General features: G+C 53.0%; 25 protein-coding genes. 19 read left to right on the top strand and 6 right to left on the bottom strand.

The window, feature by feature from the left end; translation table 11 throughout:
- Window positions 1-72 precede the first annotated feature (72 nt).
- Window positions 73-1,440: an MATE family efflux transporter gene (locus tag MIB40_RS08845; RefSeq protein ID WP_249693150.1), complete on the top strand. Its 1,368-nt coding sequence runs from the start codon at window positions 73-75 to the stop codon at window positions 1,438-1,440.
- Between the two features lie 93 nt (window positions 1,441-1,533).
- On the opposite strand, the gene tusA is transcribed toward MIB40_RS08845, so the two are convergent.
- The gene (gene tusA / locus MIB40_RS08840; protein ID WP_249693148.1) at window positions 1,534-1,767 is read right to left on the bottom strand and encodes a sulfurtransferase TusA; all 234 of its coding nucleotides are present in this window, start codon (window positions 1,765-1,767) and stop codon (window positions 1,534-1,536) included.
- Between the two features lie 251 nt (window positions 1,768-2,018).
- On the opposite strand from tusA, the gene MIB40_RS08835 reads away from it, so the two are divergent.
- From MIB40_RS08835 to MIB40_RS08760, 16 genes are all read left to right on the top strand, one after another.
- On the top strand, window positions 2,019-2,300 hold the full coding sequence (locus MIB40_RS08835) for an antibiotic biosynthesis monooxygenase family protein (RefSeq protein ID WP_249693145.1): 282 nt from the start codon (window positions 2,019-2,021) through the stop codon (window positions 2,298-2,300).
- 154 nt (window positions 2,301-2,454) lie between these two features.
- Window positions 2,455-3,228: a helix-turn-helix domain-containing protein gene (locus MIB40_RS08830; RefSeq protein ID WP_249693143.1), complete on the top strand. Its 774-nt coding sequence runs from the start codon at window positions 2,455-2,457 to the stop codon at window positions 3,226-3,228.
- 349 nt (window positions 3,229-3,577) lie between these two features.
- Window positions 3,578-5,002: a cytochrome-c oxidase, cbb3-type subunit I gene (gene ccoN / locus MIB40_RS08825; protein ID WP_249693139.1), complete on the top strand. Its 1,425-nt coding sequence runs from the start codon at window positions 3,578-3,580 to the stop codon at window positions 5,000-5,002.
- 13 nt (window positions 5,003-5,015) lie between these two features.
- Complete coding sequence (ccoO, locus tag MIB40_RS08820) at window positions 5,016-5,624, top strand: cytochrome-c oxidase, cbb3-type subunit II (protein ID WP_249693138.1); 609 nt, start codon at window positions 5,016-5,018, stop codon at window positions 5,622-5,624.
- A gap of 5 nt (window positions 5,625-5,629) precedes the next feature.
- Complete coding sequence (locus tag MIB40_RS08815; RefSeq protein WP_249693137.1) at window positions 5,630-5,809, top strand: cbb3-type cytochrome oxidase subunit 3; 180 nt, start codon at window positions 5,630-5,632, stop codon at window positions 5,807-5,809.
- Window positions 5,802-6,686 carry a cytochrome-c oxidase, cbb3-type subunit III gene (gene ccoP, locus MIB40_RS08810; protein ID WP_249693136.1) on the top strand — a complete coding sequence of 295 codons (885 nt, stop codon included), beginning with the start codon at window positions 5,802-5,804 and terminating at the stop codon, window positions 6,684-6,686. The genes MIB40_RS08815 and ccoP overlap by 8 nt, the downstream gene beginning before the upstream one ends.
- A gap of 132 nt (window positions 6,687-6,818) precedes the next feature.
- Window positions 6,819-8,237: a cytochrome c oxidase accessory protein CcoG gene (gene ccoG, locus MIB40_RS08805; protein ID WP_249693134.1), complete on the top strand. Its 1,419-nt coding sequence runs from the start codon at window positions 6,819-6,821 to the stop codon at window positions 8,235-8,237.
- 51 nt (window positions 8,238-8,288) lie between these two features.
- Window positions 8,289-8,843, top strand: a complete 555-nt coding sequence (locus tag MIB40_RS08800; RefSeq protein WP_249693132.1) for a FixH family protein — start codon at window positions 8,289-8,291, stop codon at window positions 8,841-8,843.
- Between the two features lie 5 nt (window positions 8,844-8,848).
- Window positions 8,849-11,281 carry a heavy metal translocating P-type ATPase gene (locus tag MIB40_RS08795; protein ID WP_249693130.1) on the top strand — a complete coding sequence of 811 codons (2,433 nt, stop codon included), beginning with the start codon at window positions 8,849-8,851 and terminating at the stop codon, window positions 11,279-11,281.
- Window positions 11,282-11,299: 18 nt separating this feature from the next.
- On the top strand, window positions 11,300-11,563 hold the full coding sequence (gene ccoS / locus MIB40_RS08790) for a cbb3-type cytochrome oxidase assembly protein CcoS (protein ID WP_249693128.1): 264 nt from the start codon (window positions 11,300-11,302) through the stop codon (window positions 11,561-11,563).
- The gene (locus MIB40_RS08785; RefSeq protein WP_249693126.1) at window positions 11,556-12,266 is read left to right on the top strand and encodes a sulfite exporter TauE/SafE family protein; all 711 of its coding nucleotides are present in this window, start codon (window positions 11,556-11,558) and stop codon (window positions 12,264-12,266) included. Before ccoS ends, MIB40_RS08785 begins: the two co-directional genes overlap by 8 nt.
- A gap of 111 nt (window positions 12,267-12,377) precedes the next feature.
- Window positions 12,378-13,766, top strand: coding sequence for an oxygen-independent coproporphyrinogen III oxidase (gene hemN, locus MIB40_RS08780; protein ID WP_249693124.1), 1,389 nt, complete (start codon window positions 12,378-12,380; stop codon window positions 13,764-13,766).
- A 150-nt stretch (window positions 13,767-13,916) separates the two neighbouring features.
- On the top strand, window positions 13,917-14,678 hold the full coding sequence (fnr, locus tag MIB40_RS08775; protein ID WP_249693122.1) for a fumarate/nitrate reduction transcriptional regulator Fnr: 762 nt from the start codon (window positions 13,917-13,919) through the stop codon (window positions 14,676-14,678).
- Between the two features lie 19 nt (window positions 14,679-14,697).
- Window positions 14,698-15,231, top strand: coding sequence for an adenine phosphoribosyltransferase (locus MIB40_RS08770; protein WP_249693120.1), 534 nt, complete (start codon window positions 14,698-14,700; stop codon window positions 15,229-15,231).
- 489 nt (window positions 15,232-15,720) lie between these two features.
- Window positions 15,721-16,197, top strand: coding sequence for a hypothetical protein (locus MIB40_RS08765; protein WP_249693118.1), 477 nt, complete (start codon window positions 15,721-15,723; stop codon window positions 16,195-16,197).
- A 94-nt stretch (window positions 16,198-16,291) separates the two neighbouring features.
- Window positions 16,292-17,455: a glycerate kinase gene (locus MIB40_RS08760; RefSeq protein WP_249693116.1), complete on the top strand. Its 1,164-nt coding sequence runs from the start codon at window positions 16,292-16,294 to the stop codon at window positions 17,453-17,455.
- Window positions 17,456-17,465: 10 nt separating this feature from the next.
- On the opposite strand, the gene MIB40_RS08755 is transcribed toward MIB40_RS08760, so the two are convergent.
- From MIB40_RS08755 to MIB40_RS08745, 3 genes are all read right to left on the bottom strand, one after another.
- Window positions 17,466-17,966, bottom strand: a complete 501-nt coding sequence (locus MIB40_RS08755) for a hypothetical protein (protein ID WP_249693114.1) — start codon at window positions 17,964-17,966, stop codon at window positions 17,466-17,468.
- A gap of 130 nt (window positions 17,967-18,096) precedes the next feature.
- Window positions 18,097-18,423 (bottom strand): TraR/DksA family transcriptional regulator, encoded by a 327-nt coding sequence (locus MIB40_RS08750; RefSeq protein WP_249693113.1) that lies wholly within the window; start codon window positions 18,421-18,423, stop codon window positions 18,097-18,099.
- Between the two features lie 120 nt (window positions 18,424-18,543).
- Entirely contained in the window at window positions 18,544-19,218 is a 675-nt protein-coding gene (locus MIB40_RS08745; RefSeq protein ID WP_249693111.1) for a DNA-3-methyladenine glycosylase I, read from the bottom strand.
- Between the two features lie 109 nt (window positions 19,219-19,327).
- On the opposite strand from MIB40_RS08745, the gene ttcA reads away from it, so the two are divergent.
- Window positions 19,328-20,269: a tRNA 2-thiocytidine(32) synthetase TtcA gene (gene ttcA, locus MIB40_RS08740; RefSeq protein ID WP_406566446.1), complete on the top strand. Its 942-nt coding sequence runs from the start codon at window positions 19,328-19,330 to the stop codon at window positions 20,267-20,269.
- A gap of 34 nt (window positions 20,270-20,303) precedes the next feature.
- Here ttcA and MIB40_RS08735 read toward each other — a convergent pair whose 3' ends face one another.
- Window positions 20,304-21,119 carry a DUF547 domain-containing protein gene (locus MIB40_RS08735; RefSeq protein ID WP_249693109.1) on the bottom strand — a complete coding sequence of 272 codons (816 nt, stop codon included), beginning with the start codon at window positions 21,117-21,119 and terminating at the stop codon, window positions 20,304-20,306.
- An 89-nt stretch (window positions 21,120-21,208) separates the two neighbouring features.
- Complete coding sequence (locus MIB40_RS08730) at window positions 21,209-22,066, bottom strand: glucosaminidase domain-containing protein (RefSeq protein WP_249693107.1); 858 nt, start codon at window positions 22,064-22,066, stop codon at window positions 21,209-21,211.
- Window positions 22,067-22,294: 228 nt separating this feature from the next.
- On the opposite strand from MIB40_RS08730, the gene MIB40_RS08725 reads away from it, so the two are divergent.
- Window positions 22,295-22,927, top strand: a complete 633-nt coding sequence (locus MIB40_RS08725) for a YecA/YgfB family protein (RefSeq protein ID WP_249693105.1) — start codon at window positions 22,295-22,297, stop codon at window positions 22,925-22,927.
- Window positions 22,928-23,022: the final 95 nt, after the last annotated feature.

Raw genomic sequence — 23,022 nt, 5'->3', positions numbered from 1 at the left:
TATTCGCAACAATACCACCCAGAGTCGGGTCGAGGTAATATAACCGGCGATTCCAACTTTACGAGCTCACCCATGCAGCCTTCATGGCGCAGTCAGGCTTCAATTGAACTGAAGCAGCTAATCAGCCTAGCCACCCCGATCATCGCCGCCCAGATTGCCACCAGTGGCATGGGACTGGTCGATACCCTGATGGCTGGTAACTATAATGCCACCACCTTGGCCGCCGTGGCAGTGGGTAACAGTATATGGATACCCATCTTCCTGTTTATGCGGGGTCTGTTAATGGCATTAGTGCCCACAGTGGCGCAGTTAGCCGGCGGCGGAAAACATGCTGAAATTGCACCTGCAGCGCATCAATCAATATGGATAGCCATTATCGCAGGGGCCCTTGCGGTCATGCTGGTCAGAAATGCTGACCTTGCGTTTCAGTGGCTGGATGTTACCCAGCCTGTTGCGGTTGAAGCTAGCCGCTATCTAGATGCCTTTAGCTGGGGCTTTCCGATGATGGCCATCTATCTGGCATTAAGCTGCTACTGTGAAGGCCGTTCCCAAACCAAACCAGGAATGATCTTCGCTTTCGTCGGTTTTGGCCTCAACATCCCGGCTAATTACGCGTTTATTTATGGCCAGTGGGGCGCTCCGGAACTGGGAGCCGCCGGCTGCGGTTATGCTACCGCATTGTCAGCTACCGCCATGCTCACCTGCATGATTTGTTACATATCCTTCGACAAAGGACACCGGGCGCTGGGCCTGCTTAAAGGTTCCGTTAAGCCCCAATTGAATCGTATCCTTACCCTGACCCGCCTGGGCGCCCCTATCGGCATCACCATTTTTGTCGAAGCCAGCATTTTCTCCGTAATCGCATTACTCATTGGCCGACTGCCAACTGAAATCATTGCCGGGCACCAGATCGCACTCAACGTATCTTCGATCACCTATATGCTACCGCTCAGCGTCGGCCTGGCCATGACGATCCGGGTAGGTTATGAAGTGGGGGCCGGCAACTATTACCGTGCCCAAATAGCCTCCCTGACGGGCCTGGGCTTTAACACCCTGCTTTCAGCAACAACCGCCATCCTGCTAATACTGTTTCCGTTGCAGATTGTGTCGCTGTATACGGACAATAATGGCGTAATAGAAATTGCCTCCTATTTATTGCTGTTCGCGGCCTTGTATCAAGTACCGGATGCTCTGCAGGTAGCCGCAGCCAGCAGCCTGAGAGGCTACAAAGACACTCGAATGCCGATGCTGATCGTCCTGATCGCGTATTGGGTCATCGCCCTGCCCTTGGGCTACACCCTGGGGTTAACCGACCATATCACCAGGGCTATGGGGCCTGCAGGGTTTTGGATCGGGTTATTAACGGGCCTCAGCACCGCAGCACTCTTATTAGGATGGCGTTTATTTCGTATTTTCCGCCGCAATCAGACATCCATCTGATACCCACGAAAACACATGAAAAACAGCAACGACATCATAAAGTGCTGGCAAGTTAGCTCAATAGCAAGGAACCCTGCCTAACCTCCTGACCCTCTAACCCTTGCGAATATAGTAGAAATATTTGCGATCACGCTCTTCCTGGGAAAGCAGTTCATGATCCAGAAAGTTACAAAATTTTGGAATATCCCGAGTGGTTGATGGATCTGTGGCGATCACCTCCAACACTTCACCCGATGCCATCTCACGAACCTTGTTATGCAGCAACATAACAGGTTCCGGACAGAGTAATCCGCAAGCATCCAATACATGGGTAGGGTTGTGGGGCATCGAAGGCATTCCCTTTGATCATTAACAATGAAAGCCGCTACTTTACCAGAGCCACCATCGGAACCAAAAGCCTGAGTCCAAACGATTCAGCTGCCTGCCCTGATCAATTCACAGCCCTGTAAGACCTTCGGCCTAATTACCTGAAAAACACCAGAATACAGAAGGTAAGTACTTGCGTTAGCAGGCAGTTCGGTTATAAAGAGATTATCTGGACAGATAATTCATAAGTAGCGATCAGTAAGGAAATATCAATGATCAAAGTCGTCATCGAACGAGTAATAGCAGAAGGCCTTGGCCCACACTACGAAGAAGCCATCAAAAAAACCATTTCAGGCGTTGTTCAGGCGCCAGGCTTTATCTCCAGCGAATCGCTGAAAGATGTTGCTAACCCCAATCATCGCCTCGTCATCATTAACTGGGCGAATGTCCAGTCCTGGCAAATGTGGGAAAATTCACCGCAACGTCGGCAGTTACTGGAAGCCATCAAGCCAATGCTCGAAGTTGAAGAGAAAGCCACCGTTCTTTCCCATTAATTAATCAATCAATGACTGCACTGCTTGCCAGGCAAAGGCAAAGGCAAGCAGTAGCAATAACAACCCGTTCGCTTTCTGGTGAAAGTTGATAATTATCAAAGCCGACAGATTGCGACTGCTTTAAGATGGCATTTTGACCCTAGACTTGCGCCCGATGACTCAACCAACAGAGCCCAGTTGCCCCAAAAGAGACTGCACCAAAGCAGAAGAGGACAAGTACGTCCAATGCGAACACTGCGCCCTGTTCCCTCTGTGCAATCCACTCGAAATATCCGGCAACCAGTTTGACCTGATAGAAGGTCTCCTTCAGCGCCGGGTGCCACTTGCTGCAGGAGAGGTCTTGTTTGGCGAAGGCGACGCCTTTAATGCCATCTACGCCATTAGCGCCGGTGCCTTCAAGCTGGTGTTACCGGATGAGCAGCACAAAGAAAAGGTATGCGGCTTCAGTTTTAGCGGTGAGCTGGTGGGTTACAGCGGCATGGCCGTAGGCCATTACCCATACAAGGCCATTGCCCTGGAACAAAGCTATGTCTGCGAAATCCCCTATCAACGTTTAATGGACTACGCCGACAAAGTACCGGAACTGCGCAGCAATCTCTTTACCATGCTCAGCATGGAGAGCTTCCACAGCCAGCTCAGCTTTACCACACTCATGGGAAGAAAAAATGTCGACCAACGCGTGGCTGCTTTCTTTATTAACCTGGAGCAACGCACCCGCCGACGCGGATTCGATTACCCGACCCTGACCCTGAGCATGCGGCGTGATGATATCGCCAACTTCCTGGGATTGCCGAAAGAAACCCTGAGCCGTGCGCTGAGCAAATTCCAACAGCAAGGTTTAATCGATATAGACGCCCGAAAACTGGTGCTGACCGACTATGAGCAACTCCTGAACACAGCCGGGCTACCTCAGCCAAAAGCCGATTAATCCGTTGCTATATTTCCATTGAGCGACACAGTCCATAAAAGATTGATTTAGATCAAGCAGCAACCTAGAGTGGTTTGGTACAAAGGCCCTGTGGATGCTTGTTGACATATATCACGCGCAACACTTATCCTCCGCAGCCGGAATCGATTGCCTTGGTAATCGGAACCGCCTTATAAGGGAGCCAAGCGGCCGAAGCTCTTCGACCTTCGCCTGCTTACAAAGAGTCATAGCCTCAGCGGACAACTTCCGCACAATAAAAATTATAAATAAAGAGCGTACACCTACGCTTGGACCGCGTTCGGGTTGATGTTATGACAAAACAGCACGTGCAACTGATGGAACCTGAAAGATGAGTACGGTAACCAATACTTCATTTTATAACTATAAGGTCGTACGCCAGTTTGCCATTATGACGGTCATTTGGGGGATCGTTGGAATGGCAGTGGGAGTGTTAATCGCTACCCAGTTGGTTTTTCCTGACCTAAACTTTGAACCTTACCTAACCTTTGGCCGCCTGCGTCCGCTTCATACGAACGCCGTTATTTTTGCCTTTGGTGGTAGTGCCCTCTTCGCTACGTCGTACTACGTCGTGCAGCGTACTTGTCGAGCTCGACTGTTTTCTGACAGTCTGGCCGCTTTCACTTTCTGGGGCTGGCAAGCAATCATCGTTGCTGCTGTTATCACCCTGCCTCAGGGCCTGACAACCTCCAAAGAGTACGCCGAACTGGAATGGCCTATTGGCATTGCCATCGCCATTGTTTGGGTCTCCTACGCGATTGTCTTCTTCGGCACCATCATGAAGCGTCAGGGCAAGCACATCTATGTTGCCAACTGGTTCTTCGGCGGCTTTATTGTCACCGTCGCCGTGCTTCATATTGTTAACAACATGGCCATTCCGGTTAACATGTGGAAGTCCTACTCTGTTTACGCGGGTGCTCAAGACGCCATGATTCAGTGGTGGTATGGACACAACGCGGTAGGTTTCTTCCTGACCGCCGGTTTCCTGGGCATGATGTACTACTTCGTACCCAAGCAAGCAGGTCGCCCTGTTTACTCTTACCGTTTGTCTATCGTGCATTTCTGGGCTCTGGTTGCTATCTACATCTGGGCTGGCCCTCACCACCTGCACTACACCGCTCTCCCGGATTGGGCTCAGAGCCTGGGCATGGTGATGTCGCTGATCCTGCTGGCACCGTCCTGGGGTGGCATGATCAACGGAATGATGACCCTGAGTGGCGCCTGGCATAAGCTGCGCACCGACCCGGTATTGCGCTTCCTGGTGGTATCACTCTCCTTCTACGGTATGTCGACATTTGAAGGCCCAATGATGGCCATCAAGACCGTCAACGCCCTCTCCCACTACACCGACTGGACCATTGGTCACGTACACGCCGGTGCCTTGGGCTGGGTTGCCATGGTATCGATCGGCTGCCTCTATCACCTGATCCCCAAACTCTGGGGTAAAGATGAGATGGCCAGCGTATCCTTGATCAATACCCATTTCTGGCTGGCGACCATCGGTACCGTTCTGTACATCGCTTCCATGTGGGTAAACGGTATTACTCAGGGCCTGATGTGGCGCGCAGTAAATACCGACGGCACCTTGACTTACAGCTTTATCGAATCAGTTCAGGCCAGTGAATTTGGTTACATCGTCCGTGCGATCGGCGGTGCTTTCTTCCTGCTGGGCATGCTTCTGATGGCTTATAACACCTGGGCCACCGTCCGTAACGCCGATCCGGTTAAAGCGAACGCTGCGGCGCAGATGGCCTAAGGGGAACAGAATCATGAATCACGAAATTGTCGAAAAAAATATCGGCTTGATGATCTTCTTTACCATCATCGCCATCAGCTTTGGCGCCCTGGTTGAGATCGTACCTCTGTTCTTTCAGGCAGAGACTACCGAGCCTGTTGAGGGCCTTGAGCCTCACAATGCATTGCAACTGGAAGGTCGCGATATCTATATCCGTGAAGGCTGCGTCGGCTGCCACTCACAGATGATTCGCCCTTTCCGTGCAGAAACCGAGCGTTACGGCCATTATTCGGTTGCCGGTGAAAGCGTTTACGAGCACCCCTTCCTGTGGGGCTCCAAGCGTACCGGTCCTGATCTGGCTCGTGTTGGACAGCGTTATTCCGATGACTGGCACCGTGCGCACCTGATCAACCCCCGTGATGTGGTCCCGACCTCCATCATGCCGGCGTACTCTTTCCTGGCTGAGAACAAACTCACCGGCAAGTACACCGCCGCCAAGATGGAAGCTCTGCGTACCGTAGGCGTTCCCTATACCGATGAGGATATAGCAGGCGCCAGCGATGCCGTTCGCGGCAAAACCGAGCTGGATGCACTGGTTGCTTATCTGCAGAACCTCGGCACCGTCATTTCTCAGAAGCGGTAATCACAGTGGATATCAATACATTACGAGGTCTGGCTACTGTTTTCGCGCTGCTTGCGTTCATCGGCGTTGTCCTTTGGGCGTACAGCTCCAGCAAGAAAAAAGACTTTGACGAAGCGGCTAACCTGCCCTTCGCAGACGACCCGGACTCGTTAGAAAACTCTGATCAGGAGAAGAATAATGGATAGCTTTTGGAGTTGGTGGATCATCATCCTGACCACCACGTGCGTCGGACTGATCACCTGGATTCTGTTTGCCAACCGCACCACAACCCTGGGTGGCGGTAAAACAACGGGTCACAGTTACGACGGTATCGAGGAATACGACAACCCCCTGCCAGGCTGGTGGTTCAAGATGTTTGTCGGCACCCTGATTTTTGGTGTTGTCTACCTCATCTACTACCCAGGCATGGGTAATTTCCCCGGTATCGGTGGCTGGACCCAGATCGGCCAATACGAAGAAGAGATGGCGCAAGCCGAGAAAGAATATGGCCCGATCTATGCCAAGTTCAGCGCCCTTTCCGTTGAAGATGTGGCAAAAGACGAGCAGGCCTTGCAGATGGGGCAGCGCATTTTTGCCAACAACTGCGCCCTGTGCCATGGCTCCGATGCCCGTGGTGCCTTTGGCTTCCCTAACCTGACCGATGGTTCCTGGTTATATGGCGGCAGCGCCGATGCCATTAAAACCAGTATCGCTGAGGGACGTAAGGGCCAGATGCCAGCCTGGGGGGCCGTGATTGGTGACAAGGGCGTGACCGATGTCACCGCCTACGTTCGCTCCATGAGCGGTCTCGAGCAAAATGCCGATGCCGCTCAGCTAGCCGCAGGCAAGGTCGTATTCGATGCAACCTGTGCCGCCTGTCACGGTGCTGCCGGTGAAGGTAATCTGGCGCTGGGTGCGCCTAACCTGGCCGACAACATCTGGCTCTATGGTTCATCACCTGCTCGTGTGGCTTACACCATTCGTAACGGCCGTAACGGCGTAATGCCTGCCTGGAATGACATTCTGGGTGAAGACAAGGTCCACCTTGTCTCAGCTTACATCTACAGCCTGTCGAATAAGTAACGCTATACCCGGCTGCCCTCCCGGGCAGCCGGTTTTCCATAGCGCTGACTGCCAGCTTTATGGAAAACCGGCCACTCCTCCTCGCTGGACTCAGCTTGCCGGATTTTTTTGATCTTACCGCCTGGATGCAACATGAACACACCCGTAGATCCCAAGGAAACTGGTAGCAGCCCTGTAGAATCCATCGAAGTCGTCGACCTATACCAAAGCCGAGAGCAGATCTACACCCGCTCTTTCAAAGGGATCTACCGAACCCTGCGAATGGCCGGTGGATGGTTTCTGTTTATCCTTTATTTTGGCTTTGCCTGGATTAACTGGGACGGTCAGCAAGTTGTCCTATGGGACCTTCCGGCCCGTAAATTCCATATGTTTGGCACCACCTTCTGGCCCCAGGATTTCATGCTGCTGTCCTGGTTACTCATTATCTGCGCCATGGGATTATTCTTTATTACCGTGCTAGCCGGCCGCGTCTGGTGCGGATACACCTGCCCCCAGAGCGTTTACACCTGGGTTTATATGTGGGCCGAGCGGGTTACAGAAGGCGAGCGTAACCGCCGCATCAAACTCGACCAACAACCCATGAGTGTCGAAAAATTTCTGCGTAAAGCCGCTAAACATGGCATCTGGTTTGTGGTTGCCTTTGCCACCGGTGTCACCTTCGTGGGTTACTTCACTCCGATACGCGAGCTGGTTCCCAGCTTACTGGCGTTTGAAATTGGGCCCTGGGCTGCCTTTTGGATTCTCTTCTTTACGGTCGCCACCTACGCCAATGCAGGCTTTTTGCGGGAACAGGTCTGCATTTACATGTGTCCCTATGCTCGTTTTCAGGCGGTTATGTTTGACCAGGACACCCTGATTGTTTCCTATGATCCCAAACGTGGTGAAAGCCGAGGCCCTCGTCGAAAGGACACTAATTACAAAGAACAGGGGCTAGGAGATTGCATCGACTGCAAGGTCTGCGTGCACGTCTGCCCGGTCGGCATCGATATTCGTGATGGTCTACAGTACGAATGCATCGGTTGTGCGGCCTGTATCGACGCCTGCGATGAAATCATGGATAAAATGGACTACCCCAAAGGGTTGGTCAGTTACACCACGGAACACAACCTGGAAGGCGGCAAAACCAATATCCTGCGACCTCGCCTGTTGGGTTATCTGGCCGTGCTGCTGGTCATGATTGGCATCGTTATTTACACCCTGAATACTCGCGTACCGCTTTCGATGGAGGTGCTTCGAGACCGCAATAGCCTGTATAACGAAACCAGTCAGGGCATGATTGAGAACGTTTACACCCTGAAGGTTGCTAATATGGATGGTCGTGATCACCATTTCAAAATTTCTGCTAGCGGCCTCAAAGGGCTTAATTACCAGGGTGACGAAGTGGTTCTGGTGCGCTCCGGGGATGTCGCCTCTATTCCGGTTCGTCTGGAAGTTGACCCGGCTAATATCACAAAACGTTCCAGTGATATTGAGTTCACCGTGATTTCCACCGACGACAGCAGCGTCACTGGAGTACATGACAGCCGATTTATTGGTCCTACCGACCTGTAAACCGTACAATCGCCAATCCTTCACGTAGTAACAAAGTATGAGTCATTATCCATGAGCGCTTATTCAACCCAACAATCTGACGAACCTGTAGCGCCCTGGTATCGCCAGGGCTGGTTCTGGTTTGTGTTTGGCATCCCTATGGCTTCCGTATGCCTGGGCACCACCATGCTCATCGTGGCTTTCACGAACCAGGACAGCCTGGTCAAAGACGAGTATTACAAAAGCGGCAAAGCCATTAATCAGGTGATTGCTCGTAACCAACGCGCCGAGACCTTGCAGATTGGCGCCGACCTCAAGGTTGATCAACTGACCGGTGAAGTCAGCCTGCAGCTGCGCAGCCGTGGTGAACAACTCCCCCCCTCGCTTCGCCTGAGTTTCCTCTCTCCAACCCAGGCCAAGCAGGACCAGATCATCGATGTGAAGCAGGTTTCGGCCGGTCGTTATACCGGACAACTTGAGCGTGAACTGAGTGGCCGTCGCTATCTGCACCTGGAAACCATTGAAGACCAGGTTTCCTACAAGCCCTCTGAGGAAGGCTGGCTAATCGAAGGCCAGCACAACTTCGACGGTAATACAGATATCCAAATTGGTTATACCGGCCCCTGATAACAATGACTGATCAGTCTACGGCCTGCTACCACTGCGGCGAAGTGATGCGCGGCAGCGTGCCGTTTGAGGCAACCATTGCCGGCGTATCCCACCCTATGTGCTGTATGGGCTGCAAGGTGGTGGCAGAAGCCATCGACCAGGGCGGCCTGGGTAACTATTACCGCTTTCGCTCCAACGTAGCAGTGACTCCTGAACCTGTCGCGGATGAGTACCGGGCAGAACTGAAACTCTACGATCAACCTGCCTTGCAGCAGGGCTTTGTGCACAACCATTCCGATGGCACCCTGCAAGCCACCCTGATTATCGAAGGGATCACCTGCGCCGCCTGCACCTGGCTGCTGGAACAACAATTGAGCCGATTTAGCGAGGTTGAGTCCGCCTCGGTTAACCTGAGTACCCATCAAGCCAATATTCGCTGGCGCCCAGGCCAGCTGCTGCTAAGCGATATCCTGGAACGTATCGCCAGCATCGGCTATCGACCACACCCCTACTTGCCCAGTCAGCAGGATGAGATCGCCAGCCGCGAAAATCGCCTTGCCATTCGCCGACTCGCGGTCAGTGGCATCGGCATGATGCAAGTGATGATGTATGCCATTGCGCTCTATGCCGGCGCTATACAGGGCATGGAAACCGAGCACCGGGATTTCCTACGTTGGGTCAGTTTCCTGGTCGCCACACCCGTCGTCTTTTATGCCGCCCGTCCCTTCTTCGAAGCCACCTGGCGGGATATCAAAACCCGCCACCTGAGTATGGATGTACCAGTTTCCATCGCCATTGGCGGCGCCTATATCGCCAGTAGCTGGGCGATGTTTTTTAGCAGCGGCGAAGTCTACTTCGACTCCGTCTGCATGTTTACCTTCCTGTTGCTGCTCGGACGATTCCTGGAGATGCGTGCACGCCATCGCACCAATCGAAGTGGCAATGCCTTACTCAGTTTGCTGCCGGCCAGTGCCATTCGACTTGTGACGAATGAGGAAGGCGCCGAGGTTGAAGAGAGGATCTCCATTACCGAGCTGGCCGTGGGAGATCGGGTACGGGTTGGCCCGGGGCAGAACGTCCCGGCCGACGGCCTGGTGCTAAAGGGTGATAGCAGCGTCGACGAATCGGCACTGACCGGCGAATATATGCCCATCCGCAAAACCCCGGGTGACAACCTGATAGCGGGAAGTGCCAATATTGAAAACAGCCTGATGATTGAAATTACCGATATCGGTACCGAAACCCGCTTGTCGGCCATTGTCCGCCTGCTCGATCGCGCCCAGCAGGAAAAGCCCAAGGCGGCAAAACTTGCTGACCAGGTCGCCAGCTGGTTCGTAGCCGCTGTTTTGCTGACCGCTGGCAGCGTATTCTCGTTCTGGTACCTGGAACGCCCCGACGATGCATTCTGGATCACCCTGTCAGTGCTGGTCGTCACCTGCCCTTGTGCCCTCTCGCTGGCTACGCCTACCGCACTGACTACCGCTACGGGCTTTCTCCATAGCCAGGGTTTACTGGTTACCCGCGGACACGTTTTTGAAGCCCTCAACGGGGTAACCCATATCCTGTTTGATAAGACAGGCACCCTTACCCAGGGCAAGCTCAGCCTCGAAGAGGTTGTCAGCCTCAACGACTTCGACGTAGATCAGGGTTTAACACTTGCCGCCCGGCTCGAAGCCGAATCAGAACACCCCATCGCACGGGTTTTCCACCAAAATGGCATCGAAGCTGCCGAGCAACTGCGGCATGTGACCGGTGAAGGGGTTGAAGGGGTTATCGGCGGACAACGCTATCGTTTGGGTAAACCCTCATTTGCCTGCGGCCAGAACCCGCTGCCCGCACCACCCCGACCTGAAGGCCAGTGGATTTTACTGACAGGCAATAACGAGCCTTTGTGTTGGTTTCGCTTGGATGATCAACTCAGATCCGAAGCGGCAGCAACCATCGCAACTCTGCAACAAAAAGGCTATCAGGTCGAGCTATTGAGTGGTGATGCAGTAACCGTCGTAAATGCCATGGCCAAGCGCCTGGGCATCGATTCCGCCATGGCTGCCGCGACCCCGGATATCAAACTGGAACGCTTACAATCCCTGCAGCAACAAGGGGCACAGGTTCTGATGGTGGGTGATGGCATCAACGACGTACCGGTGCTGGCAGCCGCCAATATTTCAGTTGCCATGGGCAGCGCTTCGGATCTGGCAAAAACCAATGCCGACATGGTGTTACTCTCGGGCGATTTGAACCAACTGACGGACGCCCTGGATATTGCGGCCAAAACCCGCACCATCATTCGTGAAAACATTGCCTGGGCATTGGGATATAATCTGCTTGCCCTACCTCTGGCAGCCAGTGGATTTCTGGCGCCCTGGATGGCGGCTATCGGTATGGCAAGCAGTTCTCTGGTGGTGGTCGGCAATGCCCTGCGCCTTGGACGCCGCCCTGCCAGCAAAAGCCTGTAACGCAGTACGGAGTAAACTGTGGAATCGATCTACCTACTCATACCGATCGCCCTGCTGTTTGTAGCAATCGGCGTATGGATCTTTTTCTGGGCAGTCGATGACGGTCAGTTCGACGACCTCGAAGGTCCGGCCCATAGCATTTTGTTTGATGAAGAGCCTACCCCCCGCTCTCCAGAGACTCCGCAGAGCAACGACACAGCCGGATCGCCCAGCAGTACCGATCCGGCGGCTCCAACCGATCGAATCACAGCTGACTCAGACTCCGATAAGCCTCATGGTTGATGTTTCACTGCTGTTCACTGCGTTCACACTGGGCCTGTTTGGCGGTGCTCATTGCGTTGGAATGTGCGGGGGCATTATGGCCGCGCTTTCTTCGGGACTCCCCTCAGGCAATAAGCAAGCGCTGTTACCCATTGTACTGGGCTACCACCTGGGCCGCATTGCCAGCTATACCCTGGCCGGAGCCCTAATGGGTAGTCTGGGCTGGGCCTTGCAGCAACAAGGCAGTGCAGTGATCATTGGCATGCGAACACTGGCTGGTTTGTTACTCATTGCCATGGGGCTTTATCTGGCCAACTGGTGGCGCGGACTGGTCGCTATCGAGCGAATTGGTGGCGTGATATGGAAACCCTTGCAGCCCTATTCGCGTCGACTGTTGCCGGTAAAATCGCCCTCTTCAGCCCTGTTGCTGGGCACGCTCTGGGGCTGGCTACCCTGTGGCCTGGTATACAGCACCCTGATCTGGACGGCAACCCAGGGCAGCGCGCTCAATTCGGCCCTGCTGATGCTGGCTTTTGGTCTGGGTACCTTACCGCTGCTGGTTACTGCCAGTCTGGTATCCTCTCGGTTGACCGCCTTTATGCAAAACCCGACCACCCGTAGCCTGGCGGGTGTATTGGTTATCCTGTTCGGTCTCTGGACGCTACCCGGCCCCCATCAGCAGTGGTTAATGCAGCTGTTTCATCAATTGTCGGTCCGCGCTTGATGGGAATCAACACATTCCATACCCGCTACGACTAAACTGTGGGTCTGATTGGCTGTGTGTTGAGCCTCCTCTTCATGCGCCCCAACATCAACAAATGGAAGTGAGCATTCAATGAGCAGTAACAAGCTGGTTTGGGATATCGAACTGATCAAGCGCTACGAAGGTGCCGGGCCTCGTTACACCTCTTATCCAACCGCGGTGCAGTTTCACGAACTTTTCAGTATTGATGAATATCGCCAGGCTGCGCGCGAAAGTGTCACCAAGAACACCCCTCTGTCACTCTACTTCCACCTGCCTTTTTGTACCCATGTTTGCTACTACTGTGGCTGCAACAAAGTTATCACCAAAGATCGTAGCAAGGCGCTTCCCTACCTAGAGTTACTGCATCGAGAAATCGAAATGCAGGCCGAACTTTTCAGTACCGAACAACGCGTCGAACAACTCCATTGGGGCGGCGGCACCCCCACCTTCCTCAGCATCGAGCAGATGCAGGCGTTAATGAAGAAAACGCGCCAACACTTCAACCTGGTAGACGAAACCGAGGGTGACTTTTCCATCGAGATTGACCCTCGCGAAGCGGATTGGGCGACCATGAATGCACTGCGTGAAATGGGTTTCAATCGCTGCAGCCTGGGCGTGCAGGACCTGGATCCCAAAGTGCAAAAGGCAGTCAATCGCGAACAATCCGAAGCCGACACCATGGCCATCATTGACGCCGCACGCACGCTTCAGTTTCAGTCGATCAATATCGATTTAATCTACGGTTTGCCCTTTCAAAGCGAAGCGAGCTTTATGACGACTCTAGAGCGGGTCATCGAGATCGCCCCGGATCGTCTATCGGTGTTCAATTACGCCCACCTGCCAGAGCGGTTTATGCCCCAGCGCCGCATCAATGCGGAGGATTTACCCTCTTCTGCGGAAAAACTGGCGATCATGCAAAGCACCACCGAACGCTTGCTGGACGCCGGTTATGTCTATATTGGTATGGATCATTTCGCGCGTCCGGACGATGAGCTGGCAATCGCCCAGGAGTCCGGAGCCCTGCACCGTAACTTCCAGGGCTACACTACCCATGCTCACTGCGATCTGGTCGGCATGGGCGTATCATCTATCAGTCAGGTGAACGGGGCTTACAGCCAAAACCATGCCGACATCAAGATGTACATGAACCGCATCGAGAACCATCAGTTTGCCATCAAACGCGGTCTGGTCATGAACAAGGATGACTTTATTCGTCAGGCGGTTATTTCCCAACTCATTTGCCATTTTGAGCTGGATTTTGCTGCGGTTGAGCAACGCTGGGATATCAACTTCAAGAATTACTTCGCTGCAGAGCTGGATCAATTAAAACCCATGGCCGAAGACGGTTTGATCACCCTCGATGAACAGGGTATCGAGGTCACTGGTCGAGGCCGCCTGCTGATTCGCAATATTTGCATGCAGTTTGACCATTATCTGGGCCAGGAAAGCAACAAGGGACGCTTTTCGAAGGTTATCTAGCCCTGGCTTGCAAGCATAACGTTCTATGAGTAAATCCTCCCAGAGCACTGTCCACAAAAGTGCATTGCGTGCTCTGTTTGTTTTGTGAGTAATTTCCCCTACAATATGTCGGAATATAATCTGACATATTAAAGGGTCTTGTCCCCGCCTATGAGCTCTAAACTCACCGTGAAGCACGTCAACCATGTCGCCTGCAAGGAATGTAGTCTGAGTTCCCTCTGCCTGCCGATTGCCCTGGCGATGGATGAAATTGATCAACTGGACGACATCATCAAGCGGGGCCGCCCACTAAAAAAGGGTGAACACCTGTTTCTTGAAGGAGATCCCTTCACCTCAATCTACGCCGTGCGTTCCGGGGCTTTGAAAACCTATACCTCAACCAACGAAGGCGAAGAGCAAATCACGGGGTTTCAGCTACCCAGTGAAATCCTCGGTCTAAGCGGTATGGATGGCGACACCTACCCGGTTTCTTCCCAGGCCATGGAAACCACTATGATCTGCGAGATTCCGTTTGAACGCCTCAATGAGCTTTCCGACAAACTGCCCAAGTTACAAAAGCAGTTAATGCTGCTGATGAGCCGCCGCATTCGCGACGACCAACAGATGATGCTATTGCTCAGCAAGAAGAACGCCGATGAGCGTATCGCAACCTTCCTGGTTAACCTGTCTGCACGATTCCGACGCCGCGGCTACTCTTCCCACGCCTTTCGCCTGTCGATGTCTCGCAATGAAATGGGCAACTATCTGGGGCTTGCCGTTGAAACCGTCAGCCGGGTTTTCACCCGTTTTCAGCGTAATGGCCTGATCGAAGCCAACGGCAAGGATATCAACATCATTGATTCCGAACGCTTGTGTGCACTGGCCGGCGGCCGCGTGATCGACAATCCAAAAGATTCCGCTCAATCGTTGTAATTCCGCTTAAGGATCCCGGATGATTTTTGACGAGTACTTTATCAAATCCCTCGTGCGCCCCATTCCAGACTGGCCACAACCCGGGGTTACCTTTCGCGATATCACTCCGCTGTACCTATCTCCCAAAGCGCAAAGAATGGTTGCCGACAGCTTTATACAGCGTTATGTAGAGACCGACATCACTCATATTGCCGCTCTTGATGCCCGTGGCTTTTTGCTCGGTTCGGTTCTGTCCTACGAGCTCAACAAACCCCTGGTGCTCTTTCGCAAGCAAGGCAAACTTCCAGCTGAAACTCTGGAAGAAGCGTACGATATCGAATACGGTCAAGCGGTGCTGGAGGTTCACAAAGACGCCATCCCTGCCGCTGCCAAAGTATTGCTACTGGACGACCTGATAGCTACCGGCGGTACCCTTTGCGCCGCAGCATCGCTGGTCAAGCAGCTTGATGCCACTATTTATGAAGCTGCCGCTATCATTGACTTGCCCGATCTTGGTGGCAGTCAAAAGCTTCAGGATCTCGGTATTCCAACCTATACCCTATGCGCCTTTTAGGCTATCAGCCCCACAAGATTGCGCTATATATTGGGTTCTTGAACACTTAAGGCAACTCTGATTAATTCAGATGAACTCTGGCTTTCAGGCGAATCCGGAATCGCGGCACGTCTTGGCAGTAAGGTCTAGACCTTTCAAATAAGGCGTAACAAAGAGTCTGGGGTCGCCTGAAAGCCCCGTAGGGCGGTTCTAAAAATGATTTTCTCGGTGTTGAAACCCTTGTCCAGGTCTCGACATGAACGGCGGGCTTCGCCTTGATAAAAACCATTTTTAGGATCCGCAGAGATCTATCTGAATTAATCAGAGGTGCCTTAAATAAGCAAATCGACTAAGTGTTAGTTATGGACATAGCCAATCATTCCCAAAAACCCATAAAAATCCTATAAAACAGCCTGTTAGCTTTATCTGTTAAGTCTAAAATTAGATTCAACAGCTAACTTCATGCTGAATAACCTATGATGTTCGATAACTGGATGTTGGGGGGAATCGATGGGAATCAATGCTGATCAACTGGGGGAACAAGTTGTCCGGCCTACTCTTGAGCTATGCGGCAATTTCAGCCCTGCAGCGCTGCAATTACTGGTAGGGACAGCTGCCGCCGAGAGTGAACTGGGCGACCAACTCTGTGACGACCATGGCGGACTTGGGCTATATCGAATATCGGCCGAGGTTCATCAACGCGTCTGGGATGATTATCTGGTCCATTTTCCTGATCAGGCCAGCCTGGTCAGGGGGATGGCCAGCCAGCGTCAGTTCCTGTGCAATCCACATCAGGAGCTGATTTATAACCTGGCTTACGCCACGGCTATCGCCTGGTTCAACTATCTTCGCTGCGGCGCTAACCTTGATGGTGTCGACGCCAGAGACACCAATACATTGGCCAACATCTGGTGGCACTACTACCACCCGACCAATCCCGACGGTAACCTGTTTCTCACACGCTGCCCCCATATGCAGGCGGCATAGACAGTTGGCGCCAGCCCCGAACAACCGGGCAACATGGCCTTAGTGCCCAGATCCTGATACAACATAGGGGTCATCATTAGCAAGGCCCCTATCTATGAAAGTTCTGCTTGCCCCTGACTCTTTTAAGGGTTCGCTCAGCGCCGCACAATTCTGTGCAATTGCCGAACAAGCCATTCTCAGTCAGTATCCCGATGCTGAAGTTCATCAATGCCCTCTGGCGGACGGGGGTGAAGGCACCGTCGAAGCCCTGATAGCCAACACCGGCGGTCGCCTGCTCCAACGGCAAGTGTGCGGCCCAACGGGTGCTCCCGTTAAGGCTCATTACGGCATCCTGGGCGATGGCAACACGGCCATTATCGAGATGGCCAGTGCATCCGGATTACCTCTGGTTGCACCCTCTCAACGGAATCCTATGCACTGCACCACTTTCGGTACCGGTGAAATCATTAGCGATGCGCTGGATCAAGGCTGTCAGCATATCATTCTGGGCATAGGCGGTAGCGCAACCCACGATGCCGGAGCGGGAACACTCTCGGCCTTGGGCGCGCGCCTGACCAATGCCGAGGGCAATCCTGTTTCGGCCGGTGCCCAAGGCCTTCTGGAACTGGAACATATCGACCTTAGCGGACTCGATCCACGCTTATCCGGAGTCACCATCGACATTGCCTGTGACGTTGCCAACCCTTTGCTTGGCCCTAACGGCGCTACCGCCATTTATGCTCCGCAAAAAGGTGCCAAACCTCAGGATATGGACAATCTGGAGAGAGCGCTTGAACGTTTTGCTCGCATCGCCTGTCGTGATTACAACATCAACACCGAACGTTTCCAGCAATCCGGATACGGGGCCGCTGGAGGGCTCGGAGCGGGTCTGGAACTTATCCAGGGTGTGAGCTTACAGCCAGGCTTTCAAATCATTGCTAACAGCCTGCAACTGGAAGCCAGACTCGATTCTGAGGCGTACGACCTTATCATCACCGGTGAGGGGGAAATCAACCACCAGACACTGGAAGGCAAGCTGCCTGTGGGTATCGCCCGTCTGGCCGCCCCCCGAAAGATTCCGGTCATTGCTGTGGTGGGAAAAATTGGACAAGGTGCCGAATTAACACACGCCGAAGGCATTTCCAGCATCCACAGTATCGTTGATAGTGCTTTAACACTGGAAAATGCGATGGAACAGGCTCCGGCGCTCCTAAAACGCTGTATCGAACAACTGATGCGCTTATGGAAAACCGCCCAGGCTAGCCAGGTGCTGAGCTGAGCTGGGAAAATTATTCCTGGGGAATAAAACGCGCTTCGACCCGAAAGCCAGCGCCCGCATCCTCATGTATCAATGTGCTCTCGCCCGCCTTGATATTGATCAGCCCCTTGCCTTGCATAACCCGGGTTTCAGGTACCTGAACACCTCCGGATTGCTCTTTCAGGGAGATCAAAAGGGTGCGAGAAAACTGGTACTCCAACTCGGCGAGCTGGCGCAGGTTAAAGGCCGGATTTTTTAATGTAAAACTGACGCGGAATCCGTCATCCACCTTGCCCGAGGTCAGGTTGGTCACCACCGTTCCAGAGGTCACGCTGGTCTCGACGTTTTTCACATAGCTGAGCTCTTTACCGCTAAAAGACGAATAGGGGTGATCAAAGCGGTTGCGATACTGGTATTGCTCCTGCTTGCCATCGTAATGGAGGATAAATTCCATCTGATAGCTGTCAGCCGCAGCAACCTGCCCCGATAACCCAAGGGTCAGAACAAGCAAAACAAACACTTTCCATTGCATAGTCAACTTCCTCCTGCGATGCAGCAAGCCTCAACCATTGAGTTCCCGCCAATGGCGGCGCTTGGAAAGCGTCACCATGACAGGGCTTAAAATCCGCCAAGACTTGATACTCTAACAGATAAAGGAAAGGCTAACCCTGCTGTTTCTCCGCGCAACTAATACAGTGGCGGGTATAGGGCATAGCCTCCAGACGAGCCTCAGGGATGGTTTCGCCGCAACTATCGCAGACTTCATACTCATCTTCATCCATACGACGCAGCGCCAGCTTGATACTGCGCAACTCATACTCAGCCTCCTGCCCTATGGCTTCAAGAACCTCATCATTCTCTCGTTCCTGCGCCTGCTCAGACCAATCCTGATTACCCGGTTTGGTTAAATGCTTGCCAATACGGCCAAGACGATCTTCCAATTCTTCCTGCTTCTTCAGCAGGTCTTCGCGCACCTGTGCGTACTTCATGAGCACTCCTGATAGCGGTTAATAAAAGGGACTAGCAAAGGTAAAACTATAGACTACTAGCTACTAGTGTAGTGGCCTCTGGGCCCGCTGCGTTTGATACAGGTCAAGGGGGGCTTCGAACTAGTGCGGCGACGAGATACTACAGGCCAAGGTCATACTGATTTCACTCAATGGCGCCCCGGATTGCTCCTGCCAGCCATTGAATACCTCTTGCACCAGTAACAGATCTCGTTGAGCCGTCGGCATTTTTTCCACTACGCCCTGAGCCTTGAGTGCGGCTACTACGTCGTTAGACAGCATAAAGGTATCCTTTCCCACCATACGCAAAAAAGCAGACGCAGAACGCCCTCCCAAATGAGCGCCTCGCTTGGTCAGGTAACGCCACAAACCGATGATGTCACTGGACGGCCAATCTGACAGAAACCGCCCTACACTGCCGTGTTCGGCGGTAATATCCAGCACCATCTGAGCGTTGAGGGGAATCGTCCTTAACTTTCCTCGGTGGCGAATCAACGCCCTGTTTTGCATCAGAGCATCAATCTGCTCTTCACTTAGTAACGCCAGGCTCTGCGGCTTAAATCCCCACAGGGCCTCTTCAAAAGCGGGCCATTTGCTATCTACCAGGGAATGTTTAAGCCCCGCACGGAATACGCGGCGCACGATAGCCGATAAATAATAGTTATCCGTATGATCGATCAGCTCGCTGGTCGTGGCCAGCACCGGCAATCTCGCCTGCAAGGCCTGCTCTCCCCATAAGCCAATCGCTCGTTCCCTGATTCGTTCAAACGACTCCACACCCACCTCCACAATAGAACATTTTTTGAGCTTACCTGCGCGTCAGGCATCCGCTATAATGGCGCCCTTTTTCTTCGACCGCCACCCGGTCTTCAGGTATACGAGCAATATGTCCAGCATGTCACCCAACACTCCAGATAACACCTCGGCTACTAAAAGCGTTAACCAGAATAAACTCTATAAACGCTTGCGCCGCCATGTAGGACGCGCCATTGCCGATTTTGATATGATCGCCGATGGTGACCGGGTGATGTGCTGTCTTTCCGGCGGGAAAGACAGTTTTGTCATGCTTGATATACTGCGTAACCTGCAAAAGTACGCTCCAGTAAATTTTGACATTATTGCCGTTAACCTCGACCAAAAACAGCCCGGCTTCCCCGCCGAAGTACTGCCCAACTACCTGGATGCCCTGGGCGTCGAGTACCACATTGTTGAGGAAGACACCTACAGCATTGTCAAGGATAAGGTGCCCGAAGGAAAAACCACCTGCGCCCTTTGCTCACGTTTGCGTAGGGGCATTCTCTACCGCACCGCAACCGAGCTTGGTGCCACTAAAATTGCCCTGGGGCACCACCGTGACGATATTTTGGAAACCCTGCTGCTAAACATGTTCTATGGCGGCAAGATGAAAGGCATGCCGCCCAAACTGGTCAGCGACGACGGCCAGCAGATGGTGATACGCCCCCTGGCCTATTGTCACGAAAAAGACATTATCCGTTACGCCGAGATGCAACAATTCCCCATCATCCCCTGCAATCTGTGCGGCTCCCAGGAAAACCTGCAGCGCCAGGCGATCAAACAGATGCTGAATGATTGGGACCAGCGTTTTCCTGGCCGCATCGAAAGCATGTTTACCGCCATGCAAAACATCGTTCCCTCTCACATGGCGGATACCGAACTGTTCGACTTCCAACACCTGAAAACCCAGGACAGCCCGTTTGAAGATGGCGATACCGCGTTCGACGAACCGGATCTGCCCCTTCAATTCCAGGGCAGTGATGACGAACAAACCAAGGGATCGGCTCCTCTGGTCAATATCGTCAATCTATAGCGCCAGTCACAGCCAAGTTAAAAGCCGAAGTCGATTACTTCACTTCGTTGAGCTGCCAGTCGTAACCAAAGCTGAAGCTGGGGTTACCCTCCAGCCATCGCTGGCGCTCAGGTTCAGCATACTGTTTGAGGTGAGCGACGAGCCCCGCTGCATCGCCAAAATCGACAGCGTACCAATCGTAAATACTCGACAGCCTGAGACTGCTGCCACCAGATTGCAGGCCTTTGTCCTGATTAATAAAGCGCCTTGCGGCCAGTTCCAGCTGTGTTTCGTTGTTGGTGCCATCAAGAGCGTCTCGAGCCAGGTCGGGACACCCGAGGCTGGCACAGTTGACGATGTAATGAATACGGGGATCCTGCCACACAGGGCGAAGAATGCGGTGCTCGATATCATTAAGCGTTAATGCCTGCCCCTGAACCCTGATCACCTCATCATCCCAGGGACCGAAACTCAGCCAGCCCTCACCTAATGAGCGAATCGATTCTATCGGGTAATGCTGCAGTATCAGGTCCACGGTCAACGCGTTGTATAGATTCACCCAATAGGCAAACTGCTGCTCCCTGTTCAAGAGTCGGGGATCCAGAGCCGCCATCTGTTTGAGGTAGTCCGACAACAAAGCCTTGTCTTGCCCGCTCACCTGCCGATAGTCAAACAACCTGCCGCTCGCCCCCTCTACAAGATAACGATCCAGCATCCTTTGCCAGGCACCATGATCCGGTTTCAATGTGCTGCTGACATCATGGGCTTGCCACAGCGGCCAAAGCTCAGACGCAGGTGCCGCCGACAGCGGCAAACTCTGCAGCACGAGCAAGGTTCCACAGAGTCGCAACAACCAGCTAAAACCTTTCATTCAATTTCCCCATAGACTGTCGTATTGCCAACAAGACCTCGCTACAACGGGTTCTGTTTCAAGCCTTGAGGTACCCGGCAAGAGTTTCCCTAGCCGGCATCGGTGCCTCGCACTTCACTTGCCAGGCTTGGACTGCCCAACAGCCCCTGGTCGTAACGGGATAAACCATTGCTTCGAATCATGGCCTGAATCTCTTCAACATAGGCTTCTCCGCGAGAGGAATAGGCCAGCAACCCTTCAGCAAGCCATTCACCGGCTTCATGGCCACGACCCACCCGGCGAAATCCTCGCCGTAATTCTCGCAACTGGTGGTAGCTCGGCTGACTATTGATGTTATGAAAATATCCCGCCACCGAGCCAGCAACCGAACCAAAACGCTTTACTTCATAGGTTTTTCCTTCCGGTCGAGAGGCTGGAATAATCCCGCAGCCGGACTTAAAGCACCATTGGCCAAACAGGTTATTGCCTTCCCGGGCAAAGCGGGATGTGCCCCATGCCGATTCATTCGCCGCCTGGGCCATCACCAGGGAGGGAGGGATTTGATCCACACGCTGCAGAAGCTCATCAAACAGGCTGGAAGGTAGCTGTGAAGTTTCCTGAGAGGTTTCGTCTGCTTTCCATTTCACCCTGTATTTTGTCGCTAGTTGCGCCAGCCAGCGAACATCGGCATCGTCCAGTCGCACCTGGTTTTTCAGGGCGATCAACCGTTGGCGCTTTTCATCCATCAGCCGGTTCTGTTGCTCAATAAAAGGATAAAGAAAAGCAAAGAATTGCTGTTTCTTCTCTTTCACATCGACAATTTCCGCGAAATCAGGCAGTGCAACATCGTCGATAACCTCCCGCTCTGCGGGCGCGCTTTGGGATGGCACAGGCACTTGCGAAAACATTATCGTTGCCAGATACCAACTACCGAGCGCGGCAATACCAACTATTAGATTGGGCTTCATCCAAACTCCGTTAAGAAAAACCAGAGCTTTCAATATGGTGGCCAAGAAGTTCTTTATCAAGTGCCTGACAGAGGCTTGATGTCTCTCTGCATCTCCACTAAGGCGGTTTATACCGGGCATTGGCAACCTCAAAAACGGAAACCTATCAGCCGCCAAACCGATACAGTGTTCGCTTTCCCATTGCGTAGCGAGGGACTACAATGCAGCTTTTCTGGCACGGAATCGACCATGACGCAGGATACGCCTTTCAGCGCAAAGCTAGAGCAATACTTTAACTCCGACCAACTCCCGGAAGATGCTCTCGAGCTGATGGAAAGCCATGGCTTTCTGACCGCCCTCAACATTGCCCCCAATACGATCCCCGAAAACCAGTGGATCACGGAACTGTTTGGTGGCGACATTCCCGACAGCGCTCGCCCTGAAGGTATCTGTGATGCACTTGTTGAGCTCAAAGACGCCATCCATCGTACGCTCTATTCCGACAGCGACTTGCTACTACCTTGCCAGTTCGACAGCGAAGAGGAGCTTTTTGACTCCGATCTCAGTGCCTGGTGTGTTGGCTTTGCCGCCGCCCTCTTCCTCGACGAAGAAAGCTGGTACGAACGAGATGAACAACTGGCCAGCGAGCTGTTACTGCCCGTACTGGTATTGTCCGGTCTGTTCACTGAAGAAAGTGAAGAGTTTGCCGAGATGGCCTCTGACCCCCAACTGATCACCGACATGGCGCAACAGCTTCCCCAGGTGCTGACCGAGCTCTATCTCTTATACCAGGCCCCGGAGGAGAAGCCCGGTTATAGCAAAGCCGGCGGTAATGCCAAAGGGGGTAAACGACCTGCGAAAAAACAACCAGGCAAGCGTTAAACGATTGCCTGGCACCCCATTCCTCTCTGGAATGATTTGCTCATCACTCTGCTTGCTATCTTCAATAGAGCCCTTGCAAAAAGGGCTCTACGAAC

Source organism: Aestuariirhabdus haliotis (assembly GCF_023509475.1).
Classification (GTDB): Bacteria; Pseudomonadota; Gammaproteobacteria; order Pseudomonadales; family Aestuariirhabdaceae; genus Aestuariirhabdus; species Aestuariirhabdus haliotis.
Note: the sequence above shows the minus strand (reverse complement) of the source record. Positions and strands in the feature narration are given on the sequence as shown.